Here is a 17,457-nt window from a genome sequence, read left to right on the forward strand (position 1 = left end):
TTTCGAGCGAGATGGACTAATCCGCCAGTCCGCAGGCCACGCCGGTCGCTAGCGCTACCGCCTCGCTACGGTCGAAGGCGCGGCGGACTATGACCCGCGCGACGACGAGCCCTTGCAACGAGGGCGAGATCACACGCAATTCCCGGGAGGTCTCGCCCTCCTCGTCATTGGCCAGGCGCTCGTCGAGCTGCTCCTGCGTCATCACCACGAATTCGAGGATGCCACGGATCGCTGCCCTATCGGTGATCGCATAGGCGACGCCGCCGCCGCGGCGGTGAACGGTGAGGCCGAGCGGCAACGAGCTGGTGCGTGCCACGATGCGAAGCGGACCCGCCGCGAGGTCGTAGCTGCACACGGCCGCGACGCTGTTCGGATCGGTGTCGAGCATGACAGGCAGCCCGGCCGGAGGCGGCGTGACCAGCTCGGCCCGGCCGTTCATGCCCAGCGCCGCGTAGACGGTGGCGGCGTCGCCCGAGGCCAGAGCTGGGATCCTTAGCACGGTGACGATGTGAACGATGCCGGCGAGCACCAGCCCGGCCAGCGTCAGCAGTACCAGCCGCAGCAGGCCACTCCCGAGCCGCGACAGCCAGCGGCGGGGCTGTGAACGGCCTGTGACCGTGGGCCGGCTCGCCGCAGGCAGCGCCGCGGTATCGTCCACCGCGCTCATCGGCAGTCGATCCGCGCGATGCGGGGCAGGGCGCCGGGCCGGAGTTCGCCGGCATGGCTCGATATCGGCGTATCGTAGAGCCGCAAGCGGAGCTGGAAACGGCCTGTGGCCGGCAAGGGCAGCCAGTTGCCGGCCTCCGGCGTCGTCGCCAGCACGATACGCATGCCGACGCGTTCGCCGCGGACGATCTCGGCATCGGTGAAGCTCGCGCGCTCGGCAGTAGGCTGCAGGGAACGGCCGGCGGGGTCGGCGATGTCGAGCGACCAGCCGCGCGCCGGCGGCGTTGTTCCGCTGACGAGATAGCGGCAACGGGCGTCGAGCGCCTGTCCGGCATCGTCCGCCTTGGCGACGAGCTCCAGGCCTTCACCGGCTCCGAGCGGCAGGTGCACGCCGCGCGCCAGATAGGCCCGCATATAAGGATCGATGTCGCGTGCGCCGCCGTTCGGCCAGGTCGTCCAGGCACCGATCTGGACCCGGCCGACCCAGGGCCGCTCCGCCACTGCGTAACGGGCGGAGACCAGGCCGAGGCCAGCGCCGAGTGCGATTACATAAGCGAGGGGGAGTACGCGCATGGGACGATCTTGGTCCGCATTGGCCTCTAGATCACGTCACATTCGGGCGGAACCGCCCGAATGCGAAAATCGTGATCGATTCTATGAGTTTAGAGCACTGCTCCCGCGAAAAACCGGTTCCCACTTTTTCGCGCAATGCTCTGAGCCTAGCGAATGACGGAGAGGCCGGTGGGAACGCCGCGGATCCCGGCCTGGACGGAGGCGCGAGCGGCCCGCGGAGCCTCGACCGACTTGAACATCGTGCCGACGGCGGAGAGTACCTCGAAGGATTTGCGCGACATATGGCCGGCGCTGGCGCCGGCCGCGGGATCGCTGGCTTTCGCCACCACTGTCTTGGCGTCTCCGGGCTGCGGTGTCACGCCGGGGATCGGTTTCAGCTCGATGCCCTGATGCGCGAAACCCATGATCTCCTTCCAGGTCATCGCCGGCAGCGAACCGCCGGTCATGTTGTTGGTTTCGGAGGAATCGTCGTTGCCGAACCAGATCGCGCCGACGAGATTGCCGGTGTAGCCGACATACCAGGCGTCCTTGTAGCCGTTGGTCGTACCGGTCTTGCCGGCGCTGATCACGCCGTCGAGCGCGGCGCGCCGGCCGGTGCCCGCCGTCGGCACGGTCGACAGCATCTGGTTCATCTCATAGGCGACCTGCGTGCTCAGCACCTGTGCCGGCGCCGGCTCATCGCGGTCGTGGCGGTAGATCTCCTCGCCCGCCGAATTCCTGATCTCGAAGGCGCCATAGGGCTTCGCCCGCTTGCCGCCATTGGCGAAGACGGCATAGCCGGCGGCCTGCTCGATCACGGTGACCTCGCCGGCGCCGATCGGCAGCGAGACGGTGTCGGTCAGTGGTGTGGTCAGGCCCATGGCCCGGCAGGTCTCGACGATCTTCGTCCGGCCGATGCGCGCCGCGCGGGCCTCGTGGGTTTCGCCGGTGGCCTTGCCAATCGCGATCGACATCTGCACCGGGATCGTATTGATCGACTTCGCCAGCGCCACCGTCAGCGGCATCGAGCCGGCATAGGAGCGCCCGTAATTGTTCGGGCACCAGTTGCCGATGCAGACGGGCCGGTCGGTGACGATCGTCGTCGGCTTGTAGAGGCCGGCGCTCATCGCCGCGGCATAAACATAGGGTTTGAAGGAGGAGCCGGGCTGGCGCAGGCTCGATGTGGCGCGATTGAACTGGCTCGCGCCGTAGTCGCGCCCGCCGACAATGGCGCGCACCGCCCCGTCCGGATCCATGATCACGGCCGCCGCCTGCTTGGCACGATAGGCCGGGCCGTGCTGGCGCAGGATCGACTCGACCGCCTCGTCGGCGCGCTTCTGGATCGCAGGGTCGTACGGTGTCTTCACCGTCAGCACCCGTTCCGGGCCGAGCTTGCCATCCTCGGCGAGCTTGCGGGTCTCGTCGAAAGCCCAGTCGAGATAGTAATCTGGACTGGAATCACGCCGCCTGTCGATCGGCGTCGCGGGATTGCGCTTGGCCGAATCGACCTGGCCAGCCGTCATGAAGCCGGCATCGACCATGGCGTTGAGCACGTCGTTGGCGCGGGCGCGCGCTGCCGGCAGGTTGACGTGCGGAGCGAACTTGGTCGGGGCCTTGAACAGGCCGGCGAGCATCGCCGCCTCCGCCAGGCTGACATCCTTCACCGACTTGCCGAAATAGTAGTCGGCCGCCGCCGCGACGCCGAAGGTGCCGCCGCCCATATAGGCGCGATCGAGATAGAGCTTGAGGATCTCGTTCTTGGTCAGCCGGTACTCCAGCCAAAGTGACAGGAAGGCTTCCTTGATCTTGCGATCGAGCGAACGTTCGTTGTTGAGGAAGAGGTTTTTTGCCAGCTGCTGCGTAAGTGACGAGCCGCCCTGGACCACGCCCGAGGCGCGGGCGTTGACGGTGAGCGCCCGGAAGGTGCCGAAGATATCGATGCCGAAATGGTCGTAGAAGCGCCGGTCCTCGGTCGCCAGCACCGCCTTGAGCAGGTGGTCCGGGAACTCCTCGAGCTTCAGCGAATCGTCATGGCGGGCGCCGCGATGGCCGATCTCCGAGCCGTAGCGGTCGAGGAAGGTGACGGCGAAGACCTGATTCTTGAGCGCCTCTTCGCGCCCCTCCTGAAAGGCGGGGATCGCCAGCATCAGCATCACGATCGCGCCGGCGATGCCGACGTTCAGCCCCTCGCTGGCGAGTTCGGCGGCGAGCCGTTTCGGCCCGCTGACGGTCAGCCGGTCGGTCGCGCTGCGGATGCGTTCATAGACCTCTCCGGCGCGTTGGCCGGATGCATAGAGCGAGGCGCCGATCCATGCATCGACGCTCAGCGCGAGGCGCTTCAGGCGGGTCGTCCAGCGGGCCTTCCTGAACTCCATCACGGCTTTCGGCCACCCTGAGCATGCCGGCGGCTCGCGCTCGCGGCGTCCCGGTCCGAGCAGCGAGCGCCCGATCCGACACAGGAAGGTAAGTGCTCGGCGCCTGCAACGGAAGAGGGCAGCGGTTTAGCTGCACGGCAAAAACGGGTGTTCTGCGCGGTACGCTCAGGTCTTCGTCGCGAGCAGTGCGAAGCGGGTCGATGACGCCAGCCGGAGCGCGTCGTGCAAAGCGGCGTGGCGCTGCTGCGCCTTGACCACCTGCGCATAGTCGGCGGGCTCGACCCGGGCGAAGCCAGCTTGCCGCAGCATGCCGGAGAGCCGCTCGGCGCTCAGGCCATCGCGGAAGAAGAAACGGCTGGTGATCGAGTCGAAAGCCTGGCGGTCGGCGGCATGCGGGGCAGCGCCAGCGCGCTCGCGCAGGAAGGTCGCCGCCCGGTTGAGCAGGCCCTGCAGCCAGGAGCGGTTGATCCAGTCGCCGTCGATCACGAGCAGCTTCCCGCCGGGCTTGAGCACCCGGAACCATTCGGCGAAAGCTGCCTCAGGATCGGTCAGCGTCCAGACCAGATGGCGCGTCACCAGCGCGTCGTAGCTCTCGTTGTCGTCGAGCAGGCGCTCGGCATCGCCGGCCAGGATGCGCGCCCTGTCGCCATGCTTGGCGCGGGCGCGGGCCAGCATCTCCTCGGAGAAGTCGATCGCCGTGACCTCGTGCCCGAGCGAGAGAAGTGCGCGGGTGATCTCGCCGGTACCGCAGGCGAGGTCGAGCACCTCGCGCGGTTCAGCACCGAAGGACTGGCGCAGCAGCGACTGGAAGGCGGCGAGCTCGGCATCAGACTTGATGGCGTGGCCGACCTGCTGGTCGAAGCTGGCGGCCCGGCCGGACCAGTAGGTCCGGATCTCCTCCTTGAGGGAGTAGTTGGCGCCGGGAGTGGAGAGACTGCTGTCTGACATCGGCATTCGCCAAGCTGAATTGAAAGGGTGTTATTCCGCCGCCTGGGCATGCGCAAGCGGAGCCTCGCTGCGGCCTCGCCCGCGGGCCGAGCCATGCACGACCACGAAGGGCGTCTCGCCATCGGCCGCCTCGACGCGGGCGACGACGCCATAGACCTCTTCGAGCAGGGCCGGCGTGATGATCTCCCGCGGATCGCCGAAGGCAGCGAGCCGACCCTTGGCCAGCACCATCACCTTGTCGGCGATGCGCAGAGCCTGGTTGAGGTCGTGGATCGCGATCAGCACGCAGACCTGCCGTTCGCGCGCCAGCCGCGAGACGAGGCTCAGCACCTCGAACTGGCGATGCAGGTCGAGTGCGCTCGTCGGCTCGTCGAGCAGCATGATCTCGGGGCGGCGCACCAACGTCTGGGCGATCGACACGAGCTGGCGTTGGCCGCCCGAGAGCTCGCCGAGACCGCGGAAGGCGAGGTCGGCGATGTCGAGCGCGTGCAGCGCCTCGTCGATGGTCGACAACTCGTCGTCGCCGACACTCCAGGAGCCGCCCTGCTTGCGGGCGAGCAGGATCGATTCGTAGACGGTCAGCACTGCGTTCACCGCTGTATCCTGCGGCAGGTAGCAGGGCGTCTTGCCGTGGGCGCTGACGACCTCGACCGAGCCTGCTCCCGGGATCAGCCCGGCGATGCGGCGAAACAGGCTCGACTTTCCGGCGGCATTGGGGCCGATCACGGCGACGATCTCGCCACCCTTCATTTCCGGTGTGCTTATCCCGCTGAGGATCTGGCGCTTGCCATAGGCGACGCCGACATCGTTGAGCGCAAGGCGCTTTACCATGAGCGCCTCCGGCTGGTCAGGATCAGGCTGAAGAAGAACGGCACGCCGACCAGCGCGGTGACGATGCTGATCGGGAAGATCAGGCCGGGGATCAGCGACTTGCTGACGACGGAGGAGGCCGAGAGGATCGCCGCGCCGGCCAGCGCCGAGGCCGGCAGGAAGAAGCGCTGGTCCTCGCCGATCACCATCCGGGCGATATGCGGGCCGACCAGGCCGATGAAGCCGATCGTGCCGACGAAGGCGACCGGCACCGCTGCGAGCAGGGCGACGAGCAGCATGGTCTCGAGCCGCAAATACCTGACATCGATGCCGAAGCTCGCCGCCTTCTCGTCGCCGAGCCGCAGCGTCGTCAGTGCCCAGGCGCGGCGCGCGAACAGCGGGACGCAGGCGACAAGCACGGCCGTGGTGATGGCGAGCTTGTGCCAGTTCGCCTTGGTCAGCGAGCCCATCATCCAGAAGACGACGGCACCCAGCGCCTGCTCCGAGGCGAAGAATTGCAGCAGCGAGAGCAGGGCGTTGAAGGTGAAGACCAGCGCGATGCCGAGCAGCACCACCGTCTCGGTGGTGACGCCGCGGCGCTGGCTCAGCACGTGGATGAGAATGGACGCGCCCATCGCCATGATGAAGGCGTTGAGCGGCACGATGTAGTCGATCGCTAGCGGCACGATGGCGACGCCGAAGACCAGCGCCAGTGCCGCCTCGAAGCTCGCGGCGGCCGAGATGCCGAGCGTGAACGGGCTGGCGAGCGGGTTGTTCAGCACGGTCTGCATCTGCGCGCCGGCAATCGCCAGCGATGCGCCCGTGACGACGGCCATCAGCGCGACCGGCAGGCGGATGTCCCAGATCACGACCCTGACTGCGGCTGGCGCGGTCGATGGCGAGATCAGTGCGTTGACGACCTCGGCCACGCTGTAGCGGGCTGGTCCGAGCATCAGATCGACGATGAGGCAGGCCAGCAATACGGCGGCGAAGCCGACCAGGATCAGCTTGCGGCGCAGCGATAGCGCCCGGTAGGCGTCGCGCCCCTGGGCTGCGCTCCTTGCTACCTCTGCCGGTTTGGTCACGATCTCGTTGGCGCTGGCCGGAGCAAGACTCATTTGCCGGCCTCGAGCGAGACCCACAGGCCGGGCTCATAGGGCAGCGGCAGGAAGCGCTCGTGCAACGCCTTCATCGTTGCGCCAGCATCGACGTCCTTGAACAGATCGGGGTGCAGCCACTTCGCGATCTCCTGGATCGCCACGAACTGGTAGGGACTGTTGTAAAACTGGTGCCAGATGCCGTGGACGCGGCCGTTCTTGACCGCCGCCGTCTGCGTGAAGGCCGGACGCTTCATCAGGTTGGTCAGCTTGCGACGCGCCTCGGTCATGTTGGCGCCATAACCGAGCCCGACCCAGGCGCCTCCCGGGACATAGCCGTCCCAGTTGCTGCCGGTGACGATCATGACATTGGGGTTGGACGCGACGATCTGCTCGGCATTGACCGTGCCGAAGGTGCCGGGGATCAGCGGGGCCGCCAGGTTCCGGCCGCCGGCGAAGTCGACCATCTTGCCGAAGTTCTCGTTGCCGAAGGACATGCAGCAATCGTCGGAATAGCCGCCGGCGCGCTCGACCATGACCAGCGGGCGCTTGAGATCGGTCGCCTTGGCAAGGCGGTCGGTCACGACCTTGATCTGCTCGGCGCGGAACGCGATGAACTCCTCGGCGACCTGCTCCTTGCCGAACAGCTTGCCGATCAGCCGCATCGACGGCTCGGTATGCTCGAACGGCTTCTCGCGGAAATCGACATAGACGACGGGAATGCCGACCGAGGCGAGCTTTTCGACCAGCTTGGCCTCGTCGCTGGCGATCTTGGCTTCGATGTTGAGGAAGAGCACGTCTGGCTTCAGCGCGATCGCCTGCTCGATGTCGAAGGCGCCTTCCTTCATGCCGCCGAAGGTCGGCAGCTTGGCGATCTCAGGATAGCGCTTCTCATAGGCGCGGTAGGTCTCGGGATCGGCCTTGCCGAGATCGTCACGCCAGCCGACGACGCGCTTGAACGGCTCGCCCTTGTCGAGCGCCCCGACGAAATACATCTGCCGGCCTTCGCCGAGGATGATCCGCTTGACCGGGGCCTCGACCTCGACCTTGCGCCCCACGATGTCGGTGACCGTCACCTTGTCGGCCAAAGCGGGCAGGGCCGTGATCGCCAGGCCCGCGGTAACGGTAAAGGCGCGCAGCAGATGTCGGCGGGTCAGCATCGGGAAGGCTCGCGAGCAGGGGAATTCTTCCTCCCGTTAGGCCGATCCGAGTATTCGGTCAATTTTCATAGATTATAATCTCTCTAAACAAAGATTAGAATGGATTTAAGGTGAGGGTGCGCGCTATGCATGATGCGGCGTTCGCGCGCTTCCCTCTGCCGCCGCGGCGGGGCATAAGCAGCCATGGCCGGACCGATGACCGATAGCGCACCCTTCTGGCGCACCAAGACGCTCGAGGAGATGACCGAGGCGGAGTGGGAATCGCTCTGCGACGGCTGCGGTCGCTGCTGTCTGGTCAAGCTCGAGGATGATGACACCGGAAGGCTCCACGCCACCGATATCGGCTGCCGTCTGTTCGACGCGTCAACCTGCCGCTGCCACGACTACACCAACCGCTCGAAGACGGTCCCCGATTGCGTGACGCTAACGCCCGACGCGGTGCGCACATTGTCCTGGCTGCCGCCGACCTGCGCCTACAAGCTCGTCGGCCAGGGCAGGGACCTGCCCTGGTGGCATCCGCTCGTCTCGGGCGACCCACAGACGGTCGTCGCAGCAGGGGTGTCTGTCAGAAACCGCGTCTACGCCAATGAGGACGAGGTCGCCGAGGAAGAGATCGTCGAGCGCATCGTCAATTGGCCGCTGCGCTGGCCGAAGGCGGCGCGCGACAAGAAGGTTGGCTAGAAGAACTTAAAACCATGCTGTACCGGCTAGGCCACCTCGTCGATGATGTCTGGCGGATGTATTCTCATCCACCTCTATATGAGGTGCAGAAAGAGCGGATCGTATCGGTTGCGCCAGCGAGCGATCCGCTCGTATTCGAGCATCTCGCGGCCTGTCTAAAGCCACCCTTCCACTTGCTATATATCTTGCATACATCGCGCGGCGAGGGCGATTCTGGGCGCTATCAAAGCCCCCGCTATCTCATCCTCCCAGGTTACGGCGTTCCTCGGGCGCTTTGACGCTCTTTTGCGGGGGGATAGCCGTTTCGAGTTGTGGCTTCATTCTCCGGCAGATCATGCGACCATCGTCTGGGATAGACATGATATGGTCTTCGCTTACGGGCCCATCGACGCCTATGAGGGCGCTCTGCGTCGGCTTGGCTTCACGCCGGGGGAACCCTCGGTTCCGGTGCCGCACCAGCATCACTATCGCGCCGAGCTGGACGAGCAGGCGCGCGAGCTGCTTCAGGCGTTTGACTGGCGCTATAGCCCTCTTGAAGCAGAGGACGAGCAATAGCCCGTCGTCGCGTCGCTCGTCTACCGGAACCGCAAATTCTCGCGCGACAGCTGATCTAGCCGGGTCACGCCCATCAGCTTCATGCCGCGCTCGACCTCGGTCTTGAGCTGGCCGAGGGCGCGCTCGACGCCCGGCTGCCCGGCGGCCGCGAGCGGATAGAGGTAGTAGCGCCCGATGCCGACGGCCTTGGCGCCGAGCGACAGGGCTTTCAGCACATGCGAGCCACGCTGGATGCCACCATCCATGATCACGTCGATGCGGTCGCCGACGGCGTCGACGATCTCAGCAAGCTGGTCGAAGGCGGCACGCGAGCCGTCGAGCTGCCGGCCGCCATGATTGGAGAGGATGATGCCGGTGCAGCCGATTTCGACGGCGCGTTTCGCATCGGCGACCGACATGATCCCCTTCAGGCAGAACTGCCCCGACCAGAGCCTGACCATCTCGGCAACGTCGTCCCAGGTCATCGCCGGGTCGAGCATCTCGGTGAAATAGCGGCTGATCGACATCGCGCCGCCGCCCATGTCGACGTGGCTGTCGAGCTGCGGCAGGCTGAATTTCTCATGGGTGAGGTAATTCAGCGCCCATTGCGGCTTGATCGCGAACTGCGTCACGCCAGCAAGGTTGAGCCTGAACGGAATCGAGAAGCCGGTGCGCAGGTCGCGCTCGCGATTGCCGCCGGTGATGCTGTCGACGGTCAGCATCATCAGGTTCACGCCGGCTTCCTTGGCCCGCTCCATCATCGCCCGGTTCAGGCCGCGGTCCTTGTGGAAGTAGAACTGGTAGACCTGCGGCCCGCTATGGGCCTTGCGCAGCTCCTCCAAGCTGATGGTGCCGAGAGACGACACGCCGAACATGGTGCCGTAGCGCGCCGCCGCAGCAGCGACCGCGCGCTCACCCTGATGATGGAAGAGGCGCTGCAAGGCCGTCGGCGAGCAGTAGAACGGCACGGCGAGCTTCTGGCCCATCACGGTGACAGAGGTGTCGAGGCTGCTCACGCCGCGCAGGACATTCGGAACGAGGTCGCAGCGCTCGAAGCTCTCGGAGTTCCGCCGGAGGGTGACCTCGTCGTCGGCGCCGCCGTCGATGTAGTTGAAGATCGGGCCCGGCAGCCGCTTCCTGGCAAGGGTGCGGAAGTCGTGGAAGTTATGGCAGTCGTTCAGGCGCATCGTTCGCTTCGGCGTCATTCTGGGTAGGCGAGGCGGCGCTGACGGCCGTTGGATCGGCGCCGGCTGCCGCTCTCGAGGCGGGACGGCACCCTATCGCGCGGTGCCAGTCTTGGCCATATTGCGCCGCCTGTCGCCGCCCGCCCGATATTGCCGGGCGGCGAGATGGCACTGCGCATGCTCATTGATTGTTCATGCGCTTTTCGGCATGACCGCGCCGCACAGGTGCGCTGCAGCAAGCGGACGCGCAGATGCGAACCATGCGGGCGCGCCGGCGTTCAATGCCGGTCACCAACGTTGGGAAAGGCAGGCTATGGCAGGCGAGAAGTGGGTCTACACCTTCGGCGACGGCAAGGCCGAAGGTGAGGCGGGCATGAAGAACCTGCTCGGTGGCAAGGGCGCGAACCTGGCCGAGATGAGCAATCTGGGACTTCCGGTGCCTCCGGGCTTTACCATCACCACCGAGGTCTGCACCTGGTACTATGACAACGGCAAGAAATTCCCGGCGGCGCTCGACGCTGAGGTCAAGGCGGCGCTGGCCGGCATGGCCAAGCTCACGGGCAAGACCTTCGGCGATCCGGCCAATCCGCTGCTCGTCTCGGTCCGCTCCGGCGCGCGCGCCTCGATGCCGGGCATGATGGACACCGTCCTCAATCTCGGCCTCAACGACGTCACCGTCGAGGCCGTCGCCAAGGCCTCGGGCGATGCCCGCTTCGCCTATGACAGCTATCGCCGCTTCATCACGATGTACTCGAACGTCGTGCTCGACATCGACCACGGCCATTTCGAGGAGGCGCTCGAGGACTACAAGGAGCGCAAGGGCCTCAATCTCGACACCGACCTCTCGGCCGATGACTGGAAGGTGCTGGTCGGCAAGTACAAGGATATCGTCAAGAAGGAGCTCGGCTCCAACTTCCCGCAGGATCCGAACGAGCAGCTCTGGGGGCGGTCGGCGCCGTCTTCTCCTCCTGGATGAACGCCCGCGCCATCAAGTACCGCGAGCTCAACAGCATCCCGGCGTCCTGGGGCACGGCCGTCAACGTCCAGTCGATGGTCTTCGGCAATATGGGCGAGACCTCGGCGACCGGCGTCGCCTTCACCCGCAATCCCTCGACCGGCGAGAACGCGCTCTATGGCGAGTTCCTGATAAACGCCCAGGGCGAGGACGTCGTCGCCGGCATCCGCACCCCGCAGGACATCACCGAGGTGGCCAAGGCCGCCGCCAAATCCGACAAGCCTTCGATGGAGAGGGCGATGCCGGAGGCCTATGCCGAGCTCTGCCGCATCTACGGCATCCTCGAGAAGCACTACCGCGACATGCAGGACATGGAGTTCACCATCCAGGAGGGCAAGCTCTGGATGCTGCAGACCCGTTCCGGCAAGCGCACCGCCAAGGCGGGGCTCAGGATCGCGGTCGAACTCGCCCGCGAGGGCCTCATCAGCGAGCAGGAGGCGGTTGGCCGCGTCGAGCCTGGTGCGCTCGACCAGTTGCTGCATCCGACCATCGACACCAAGGCCGAGCGCCGCGTGCTGACCGGTGGCCTGCCGGCCTCGCCCGGCGCCGCCGCCGGCGAGATCGTCTTCACCTCCGAGGCGGCCGAGGCTGCCAAGAAGGGCGGCAAGAAGGTCATCCTCGTGCGCGTCGAGACGAGCCCGGAGGACATTCACGGCATGCACGCCGCCGAGGGCATCTTGACCACGCGCGGCGGCATGACCTCGCATGCGGCGGTCGTGGCGCGCGGCATGGGCAAGCCCTGCGTCTCCGGCGCCGGCCAGATTCGCGTCGACTACGCCAAGGGCACGATGACCGTCGGGCCGACGACGCTGAAGGCTGGTGATGTCATCACCATCGATGGCAGCAGCGGCCAGGTCCTGCTCGGCGAGGTCAAGATGCAGCAGCCGGAACTCTCCGGCGACTTCAGGACCCTGATGGGCTGGGCCGACAAGGTCCGGCGCCTCAAGATCCGCGCCAATGCCGAGACCCCGCGCGATGCCAAGGCGGCGCGTGAGTTCGGCGCCGAGGGCATCGGTCTTTGCCGCACCGAGCACATGTTCTTCGATGCCGGCCGCATCCTCGCCGTGCGCGAGATGATCCTGGCCGAGGACGAGAAGGGCAGGCGGGCCGCACTCGCCAAGCTCCTGCCGATGCAGCGCCAGGACTTCGTCGAGCTCTTCGCCATCATGCAGGGCCTGCCGGTTACGATCCGCCTGCTCGATCCGCCGCTGCACGAGTTCCTGCCGCACACCGACGACGAGATCGCCGAGGTCGCCTCGGCGATGGGCACGACCGTCGACAAGCTGAAACGCCGTGCCGCAGAACTGCACGAGATCAACCCGATGCTCGGCTTTCGCGGCGTGCGCCTCGCGGTTGCCTATCCCGAGATCGCCGAGATGCAGGCCAGAGCCATCTTCGAGGCGGCAGTGATCGCTGCCAAGGAGACCGGCCATCCGGTCATCCCGGAGGTGATGGTGCCGCTCGTCATGGGCGCGCCTGAGCTCGACCTGGTCAAGGGCCGGATCGATGCGATGGCTGAGGCGGTCCGCAAGGAGAGCGGCAGCGAGCTGACCTATCAGGTCGGCACCATGATCGAACTGCCGCGCGCCGCGCTGCGGGCGGAGGAGATCGCCAGGAGCGCCGAGTTCTTCTCCTTCGGTACCAACGACCTGACGCAGACCGCGCTCGGCATCAGCCGCGACGATGCCGGCTCCTTCCTCGGCTCCTACACGGCCCGGGGCTTGCTCGAATCCGATCCCTTCGTGACGATCGATCAGGATGGCGTCGGCGAGCTTGTCAGGATCGCCGTCGAGCGTGGCCGCAAGGCTCGCCCGAACATCAAGCTCGGCATCTGCGGCGAGCATGGCGGCGATCCGGCCTCGATCGGCTTCTGCGAGAGCGTCGGTCTCGACTACGTCTCCTGCTCGCCTTTCCGCGTGCCGATCGCGCGGTTGGCCGCTGCGCAGGCGGCGCTGGGTGCGATCAAGGCGAAGGACGCCTGAGAAACGGGGAGGGCGCGATCCATCATGGCGGCACGCGCCCTCACCACCATCGGCTTCGACGCCGACGACACGCTCTGGCAGAACGAGCAGTTCTTCCGGCTGACGGAAGACCGCTTCGTCGCGCTGCTCGGCGAGCACGGCGAGGCGGCCGAAATCTCCGGCAAGCTGCTCGAGGCGGAGAAGCGCAACCTCGCCTTCTACGGTTTCGGCATCAAGGGCTTCACCCTCTCGATGATCGAGACCGCGCTCGAGGTCACCCGCGGCCAGGTTTCATCGGCGGTGATCGGCGAGATCCTCGCCGCCGGCCGCGAGATGCTAACCCACCTGGTCGAGACACTGCCGCATGCGCAGGACGCGCTCGCCGCGCTCGCCGGCCGCTACAGGCTGGTGCTGATCACCAAGGGCGATCTCTTCGACCAGGAGCGCAAGCTGGCGCAGTCCGGCCTCGGCGATTTCTTCGACGCAGTCGAGATCGTCAGCGACAAGAGCGCTACGACCTATGAGAAGCTGTTCGCGCGCCATGGCGATGGGCCGGAGCGGGCGCTGATGGTCGGTAACTCGCTGAAATCCGACATCCTGCCGGCGCTCGCCGCCGGCGCCTGGGCTGCATATGTGCCGCATGATCTGACCTGGGCACTGGAGCATGCCGAGGAGCCGGCCGGCCACCAGCGTTACCGCAAGCTGGCCGACCTTGGCGGATTGACATCGGTGCTGCGTGACATCGAATCCTGAGGCCACTCCCCTCCGCCGCGTCGCGCGATACCTGATCGGGATTATCGCCGCGGCCACCGCGATAGCCACCTTACTTGGCCTCCTGGCAGGGGTGTTCCCCTATCTTGAGCTGATCAATCATTTCCGTTGGCTGCTGCTCGCGGTTTCGAGCCTGGTGACCGCCGCAGCCTGGACGGCGGGCGGTCGTGCGCTGCTTCGCATCAGCGCTTCAGTCCTGATCGCAAACCTCTTGCTGGCGTCGCTGCCACTCATGGCCCAAGCCTCGTCGGCCGCTCGGCCGACCTTGCGCGTGACGACCTTCAATCTGTGGATCGGCAATCGCGAACCGCAGGCGGTGGTCGGCTTCCTGCGCGAGACCGATGCGGATGTCGTCGTGCTTCAGGAAATTGGCAGCCGGCTGGAACAGGAGATCATCCCACAGCTCAGGGACAAATATCCGCACGTGGTTTCCTGTGCCCGGCGGAACTGCGGCCTCGTCCTGCTGTCGAAGCTCGGCTGGCTCGACGCTGGCTTCTCGGATCGGACCCACCTGGCTCCGCCAATCGTCTGGGCGCGCTTTGCCGGAGCGGGCAAGCCCTATGTGATCACCGGCCTGCATCTCGCTTATCCGTTTCAACCGGCAATGCAGGTCGATCAGATGAATTGGCTCGCCGAGCGCTTGCGGCAGGCAAGCGACACTCAGATCCTGGTCGGCGATTTCAACCTCAGCCCCTTCTCTCTCAAGCTCAACACTCTGGCATTCCACGCGAATTTGCACCGCCACGCGACATTGGGCGCATCATGGCCCGCACACCGTTTCGTGCCTGTCGTCTTGCTCGATAATCTGCTGGCCAGCCCTGAGGTCAGGACGGTCAATGTGCGCTATGGCGCCGGCAGTTACGGCTCGGACCATTACCCGGTGACGTTCGATATCGCGCTCGACTGAAGGCACGCCGGCGCAAACTGGACCAGTCTTGCAATTTGTGGTAGATCGCCCGATGTAAGACGAGATGCGGCCGGTTCTGGCCAATCCTCCGCGCGGGTATTCCAGCCGGCGGGCCACTTCAGATCCACCACACGTCGCTACAAGACCATGGCAAGGCGTCCGCGCGTCCGGTCCTGGGTTTCACGAATACGCGGATCTGAAGTGCAAGGATTAGTCCCGTTATGAACAAGGGCACCGTCAAGTGGTTCAACGCCACCAAGGGCTATGGCTTCATCACCCCTGAGAACGGCGGTCAGGACATTTTCGTCCACATCTCCGCCGTCGAGCGGGCCGGCCTGCGCGAGCTGCGCGAGGGCCAGGTCGTCTCGTACGAGCTGATCGCCGATCGCAAGACCGGCAAGTCCTCCGCCGGCAATCTCGCCGTCGCCTGACGATACGATCCGGGCGGACCGTGGCGGTCCGTCCGCTCCAAGATCGGGCTGGCACGCCTGTCTTCGGCCGTCATGGTCGGACGATGGGCGTGCCATGCCTGTTACACCATATCCCCCGGCGCAGTGGCTAGCGGTTCGCCGGGCGGAAAGAGACCATGCGTAGACCGAGATGGCATGCCGAGGCGCTTCCGTTCACCACGTGCGCCCCTGTCATCCGGCTCAGAAAGACCTGATTTGACAAAGTTCACCGACCTCGGCCTGGCCGAGCCGCTTCTCAAAGCGCTCGCCGCCGAAGGTTACGAGACGCCGACGCCGATCCAGGCGCAGGCGATCCCTTCCATTCGCGACGGTCGTGACCTGCTCGGCGCCGCTCAGACCGGCACCGGCAAGACGGCTGCCTTCTCGCTGCCCATGCTGCACCGGCTGATGAACCAGCCGCGGCGCATGCAGCCGCGTTCCGTTCGTGCCCTCATCCTGTCGCCGACGCGCGAGCTTGCGGCCCAGATCGAGGCGAGCATCCGCACCTACGCCCAGTTCACCCCGCTGAAGTCGACGGTGATCTTCGGCGGTGTTCCGGTCGGTAAGCAGATTCGCGCGCTCGGCCAGCACATCGACATCCTCGTCGCGACACCCGGCCGTCTGCTCGACCTCGTCGACCAGCGCGCTGTCTCGCTTCGGGAGATCGAGTTCCTGGTGCTGGACGAGGCCGACCAGATGCTCGACCTCGGCTTCATCCATGCGCTGCGCAAGATCGCGACCCTGATCCCGAAGCAGCGCCAGACGCTGTTGTTCTCGGCGACCATGCCGAAGGCGATCCGCGAGATCGCCTCCGCTTACCTGACCGATCCGGTCGAGGTTGCGGTTGCGCCGGTTGCGACCACAGCCGAGAAGGTCGACCAGCGCGTCATCTTCACGGAAGCGGGCCAGAAGCCGGCCTTGCTGGCGAAGACCTTGAGCGTTCCCGAGATGGAGCGCGCCATCGTCTTCACCCGCACCAAGCACGGTGCCGACAAGGTCGTGCGCCAGCTCGAGCTGGCTGGCATCAAGTCCGCCGCGATCCATGGCAACAAGAGCCAGGGCCAGCGCGAGCGTGCCCTCGGCGCCTTCCGTGACGGCGAACTGCGCATCCTGGTCGCGACCGATATCGCCGCCCGCGGCATCGATGTCGACGGCATCAGCCATGTCGTCAATTTCGACCTGCCGAACGTGCCTGAGACCTATGTCCACCGCATCGGCCGCACCGCGCGTGCCGGGGCGTCGGGCGTGGCCATCGCCTTCTGCACGCCGGAAGAGCGCGGCGATCTCGCCGCGATCGAGAAGCTGACCAAGATCGCGCTCACCCCGATCGGCGACGTGCCGCATTGGGATGGCCGCACCCCGAAGAAGCCGCCGCAGAATCGTGGCCGCAGCCAGGGGCAGGGCCGGCCGCAAGCGCAGAACGGCCAGCGCCGCGACGGCAGGGGCGGGCAGGGCCGCAACGCCCAGCGCCCCGAGCAGGGCGAGCGGCAGGAGCAGCGTCGCGAGCAGCCGCGGCCGCATCAGGCGCGACAGGAGCAGCCGCGCCATGAGCGCCCCGCTCCGCGCCATGAGGCGGGGAGCGCACGAAAAGAAGCGGTTTCCGGCAAGGAAGGGCTTGGCGGCGTGGCGTTCTTGCAGCAAAGAACGGAACAACGACGCACCGGCGGCGGACGGCGGCGCCCGAACTGATACGCGCTAGAGCCAAGGGCCGAGCCGATATGGCTTGGCCCTCCCGCCGCAGACAAGACGAAGGATCAGCGAATGGCGAAAGAAGAACTGCTCGAATTCGACGGCACCGTGGTCGAGGTGCTTCCCGACGGCAATTATCGGGTGAAGCTCGACAATGATCACGTCATCCTGGCCTATGCGGCTGGCAAGATGAAGAAGAACCGGATCCGCACCATCGCCGGCGACCGCGTCGTCGTCGAGATGTCGCCCTATGATCTCGATCGCGGCCGCATCAATTTCCGCCAGAAGACCGCGAGCCCTGGCCCGATGCCGCCTCGTCCGCAGAACTTCCGCCGGCGCTGACGCCGTGCGCTTCAGCCGGCCCGAGCAAATCTTCGTTGCTGCCGGCATCGGGCTCGGCGCGTTCGCCTCGCTGGCCGTCAACAATGGCTGGATCGCCAAGGGCGGCACCTTCCCGCCCTTCGTCTATGTGCTGCTGGCGCTGGCGCTGGTCGAGGTCGTCGCCGGCTTCGTAACCAAGCAGGCGCCGGGCACGCTCTTCTCCATGCCCGCCCGCATCCTCGCCTTCGCGCTCGGTATCGGTGTGCTGATCCTGCTGACCGGCGGTCTGGCCTGAACCAAAGCCGTCATTCTCGAGCGAAGCGAAGCGCAGGCCCGA

The 17,457-nt window shown here is 66.2% G+C and carries 16 protein-coding genes and 1 pseudogene; 9 read left to right on the plus strand and 8 right to left on the minus strand.

The window, feature by feature from the left end; genetic code table 11:
- Window positions 1-16: 16 nt before the first annotated feature.
- The 7 genes from QO058_RS23550 to QO058_RS23580 all read right to left on the minus strand — a co-directional run bounded on the left by QO058_RS23550 (window position 17) and on the right by QO058_RS23580 (window position 7,608).
- On the minus strand, window positions 17-667 hold the full coding sequence (locus QO058_RS23550; RefSeq protein WP_284168639.1) for a DUF1254 domain-containing protein: 651 nt from the start codon (window positions 665-667) through the stop codon (window positions 17-19).
- The gene (locus tag QO058_RS23555) at window positions 664-1,239 is read right to left on the minus strand and encodes a DUF1214 domain-containing protein (RefSeq protein ID WP_284168640.1); all 576 of its coding nucleotides are present in this window, start codon (window positions 1,237-1,239) and stop codon (window positions 664-666) included. The genes QO058_RS23550 and QO058_RS23555 overlap by 4 nt, the downstream gene beginning before the upstream one ends.
- A 146-nt stretch (window positions 1,240-1,385) precedes the next feature.
- Window positions 1,386-3,593 carry a transglycosylase domain-containing protein gene (locus QO058_RS23560; protein WP_284168641.1) on the minus strand — a complete coding sequence of 736 codons (2,208 nt, stop codon included), beginning with the start codon at window positions 3,591-3,593 and terminating at the stop codon, window positions 1,386-1,388.
- Between the two features lie 165 nt (window positions 3,594-3,758).
- Window positions 3,759-4,541, minus strand: a complete 783-nt coding sequence (locus tag QO058_RS23565) for a class I SAM-dependent methyltransferase (protein ID WP_284168642.1) — start codon at window positions 4,539-4,541, stop codon at window positions 3,759-3,761.
- Between the two features lie 30 nt (window positions 4,542-4,571).
- Window positions 4,572-5,372, minus strand: a complete 801-nt coding sequence (locus QO058_RS23570; RefSeq protein ID WP_284168643.1) for an ABC transporter ATP-binding protein — start codon at window positions 5,370-5,372, stop codon at window positions 4,572-4,574.
- Window positions 5,366-6,469, minus strand: coding sequence for a FecCD family ABC transporter permease (locus QO058_RS23575; protein WP_284168644.1), 1,104 nt, complete (start codon window positions 6,467-6,469; stop codon window positions 5,366-5,368). Before QO058_RS23575 ends, QO058_RS23570 begins: the two co-directional genes overlap by 7 nt.
- Window positions 6,466-7,608, minus strand: a complete 1,143-nt coding sequence (locus QO058_RS23580) for an ABC transporter substrate-binding protein (RefSeq protein WP_284168645.1) — start codon at window positions 7,606-7,608, stop codon at window positions 6,466-6,468. Before QO058_RS23580 ends, QO058_RS23575 begins: the two co-directional genes overlap by 4 nt.
- 195 nt (window positions 7,609-7,803) lie before the next feature.
- On the opposite strand from QO058_RS23580, the gene QO058_RS23585 reads away from it, so the two are divergent.
- Window positions 7,804-8,289: a YcgN family cysteine cluster protein gene (locus tag QO058_RS23585; RefSeq protein ID WP_284168646.1), complete on the plus strand. Its 486-nt coding sequence runs from the start codon at window positions 7,804-7,806 to the stop codon at window positions 8,287-8,289.
- Window positions 8,290-8,652: 363 nt separating this feature from the next.
- Window positions 8,653-8,844, plus strand: a complete 192-nt coding sequence (locus QO058_RS23590; protein WP_284168647.1) for a hypothetical protein — start codon at window positions 8,653-8,655, stop codon at window positions 8,842-8,844.
- Between the two features lie 20 nt (window positions 8,845-8,864).
- Here the strand turns inward: QO058_RS23590 and QO058_RS23595 are convergent, their stop codons facing one another.
- Window positions 8,865-10,010, minus strand: coding sequence for an alpha-hydroxy acid oxidase (locus QO058_RS23595; RefSeq protein WP_284168648.1), 1,146 nt, complete (start codon window positions 10,008-10,010; stop codon window positions 8,865-8,867).
- A 310-nt stretch (window positions 10,011-10,320) separates the two neighbouring features.
- Here QO058_RS23595 and ppdK point away from each other — a divergent pair.
- The 7 genes and pseudogenes from ppdK to QO058_RS23630 all read left to right on the plus strand — a co-directional run bounded on the left by ppdK (window position 10,321) and on the right by QO058_RS23630 (window position 17,415).
- Window positions 10,321-13,004: pseudogene (gene ppdK / locus QO058_RS23600) on the plus strand (pyruvate, phosphate dikinase).
- 24 nt (window positions 13,005-13,028) lie between these two features.
- Window positions 13,029-13,736, plus strand: a complete 708-nt coding sequence (locus QO058_RS23605; RefSeq protein WP_284168649.1) for an HAD family hydrolase — start codon at window positions 13,029-13,031, stop codon at window positions 13,734-13,736.
- Entirely contained in the window at window positions 13,720-14,661 is a 942-nt protein-coding gene (locus QO058_RS23610) for an endonuclease/exonuclease/phosphatase family protein (protein ID WP_284168650.1), read from the plus strand. The genes QO058_RS23605 and QO058_RS23610 overlap by 17 nt, the downstream gene beginning before the upstream one ends.
- 221 nt (window positions 14,662-14,882) lie before the next feature.
- Window positions 14,883-15,092 (plus strand): cold-shock protein, encoded by a 210-nt coding sequence (locus tag QO058_RS23615; RefSeq protein WP_110488019.1) that lies wholly within the window; start codon window positions 14,883-14,885, stop codon window positions 15,090-15,092.
- 234 nt (window positions 15,093-15,326) lie between these two features.
- Window positions 15,327-16,799 (plus strand): DEAD/DEAH box helicase, encoded by a 1,473-nt coding sequence (locus QO058_RS23620; protein WP_284168651.1) that lies wholly within the window; start codon window positions 15,327-15,329, stop codon window positions 16,797-16,799.
- A 72-nt stretch (window positions 16,800-16,871) separates the two neighbouring features.
- Window positions 16,872-17,141, plus strand: coding sequence for a translation initiation factor IF-1 (gene infA, locus QO058_RS23625; protein ID WP_057187732.1), 270 nt, complete (start codon window positions 16,872-16,874; stop codon window positions 17,139-17,141).
- A gap of 4 nt (window positions 17,142-17,145) precedes the next feature.
- Window positions 17,146-17,415 carry a hypothetical protein gene (locus tag QO058_RS23630; RefSeq protein ID WP_284168652.1) on the plus strand — a complete coding sequence of 90 codons (270 nt, stop codon included), beginning with the start codon at window positions 17,146-17,148 and terminating at the stop codon, window positions 17,413-17,415.
- Window positions 17,416-17,457: the final 42 nt, after the last annotated feature.

The sequence above is a fragment of the Bosea vestrisii genome (assembly GCF_030144325.1).
GTDB lineage: Bacteria > Pseudomonadota > Alphaproteobacteria > Rhizobiales > Beijerinckiaceae > Allobosea > Allobosea vestrisii_A.

Bases quoted from the DNA above. Each gene is read 5' to 3' on its own strand.
- QO058_RS23585 (WP_284168646.1), top strand. From the start codon at position 7,804: ATGACCGATAGCGCACCCTTCTGGCGCACCAAGACGCTCGAGGAGATG.
- QO058_RS23575 (WP_284168644.1), bottom strand. From the start codon at position 6,469: ATGAGTCTTGCTCCGGCCAGCGCCAACGAGATCGTGACCAAACCGGCA.
- QO058_RS23615 (WP_110488019.1), top strand. From the start codon at position 14,883: ATGAACAAGGGCACCGTCAAGTGGTTCAACGCCACCAAGGGCTATGGC.
- QO058_RS23550 (WP_284168639.1), bottom strand. From the start codon at position 667: ATGAGCGCGGTGGACGATACCGCGGCGCTGCCTGCGGCGAGCCGGCCC.
- QO058_RS23580 (WP_284168645.1), bottom strand. From the start codon at position 7,608: ATGCTGACCCGCCGACATCTGCTGCGCGCCTTTACCGTTACCGCGGGC.
- QO058_RS23555 (WP_284168640.1), bottom strand. From the start codon at position 1,239: ATGCGCGTACTCCCCCTCGCTTATGTAATCGCACTCGGCGCTGGCCTC.
- QO058_RS23565 (WP_284168642.1), bottom strand. From the start codon at position 4,541: ATGTCAGACAGCAGTCTCTCCACTCCCGGCGCCAACTACTCCCTCAAG.
- QO058_RS23560 (WP_284168641.1), bottom strand. From the start codon at position 3,593: ATGGAGTTCAGGAAGGCCCGCTGGACGACCCGCCTGAAGCGCCTCGCG.
- QO058_RS23605 (WP_284168649.1), top strand. From the start codon at position 13,029: ATGGCGGCACGCGCCCTCACCACCATCGGCTTCGACGCCGACGACACG.
- QO058_RS23570 (WP_284168643.1), bottom strand. From the start codon at position 5,372: ATGGTAAAGCGCCTTGCGCTCAACGATGTCGGCGTCGCCTATGGCAAG.
- infA (WP_057187732.1), top strand. From the start codon at position 16,872: ATGGCGAAAGAAGAACTGCTCGAATTCGACGGCACCGTGGTCGAGGTG.
- QO058_RS23595 (WP_284168648.1), bottom strand. From the start codon at position 10,010: ATGCGCCTGAACGACTGCCATAACTTCCACGACTTCCGCACCCTTGCC.
- QO058_RS23590 (WP_284168647.1), top strand. From the start codon at position 8,653: ATGGTCTTCGCTTACGGGCCCATCGACGCCTATGAGGGCGCTCTGCGT.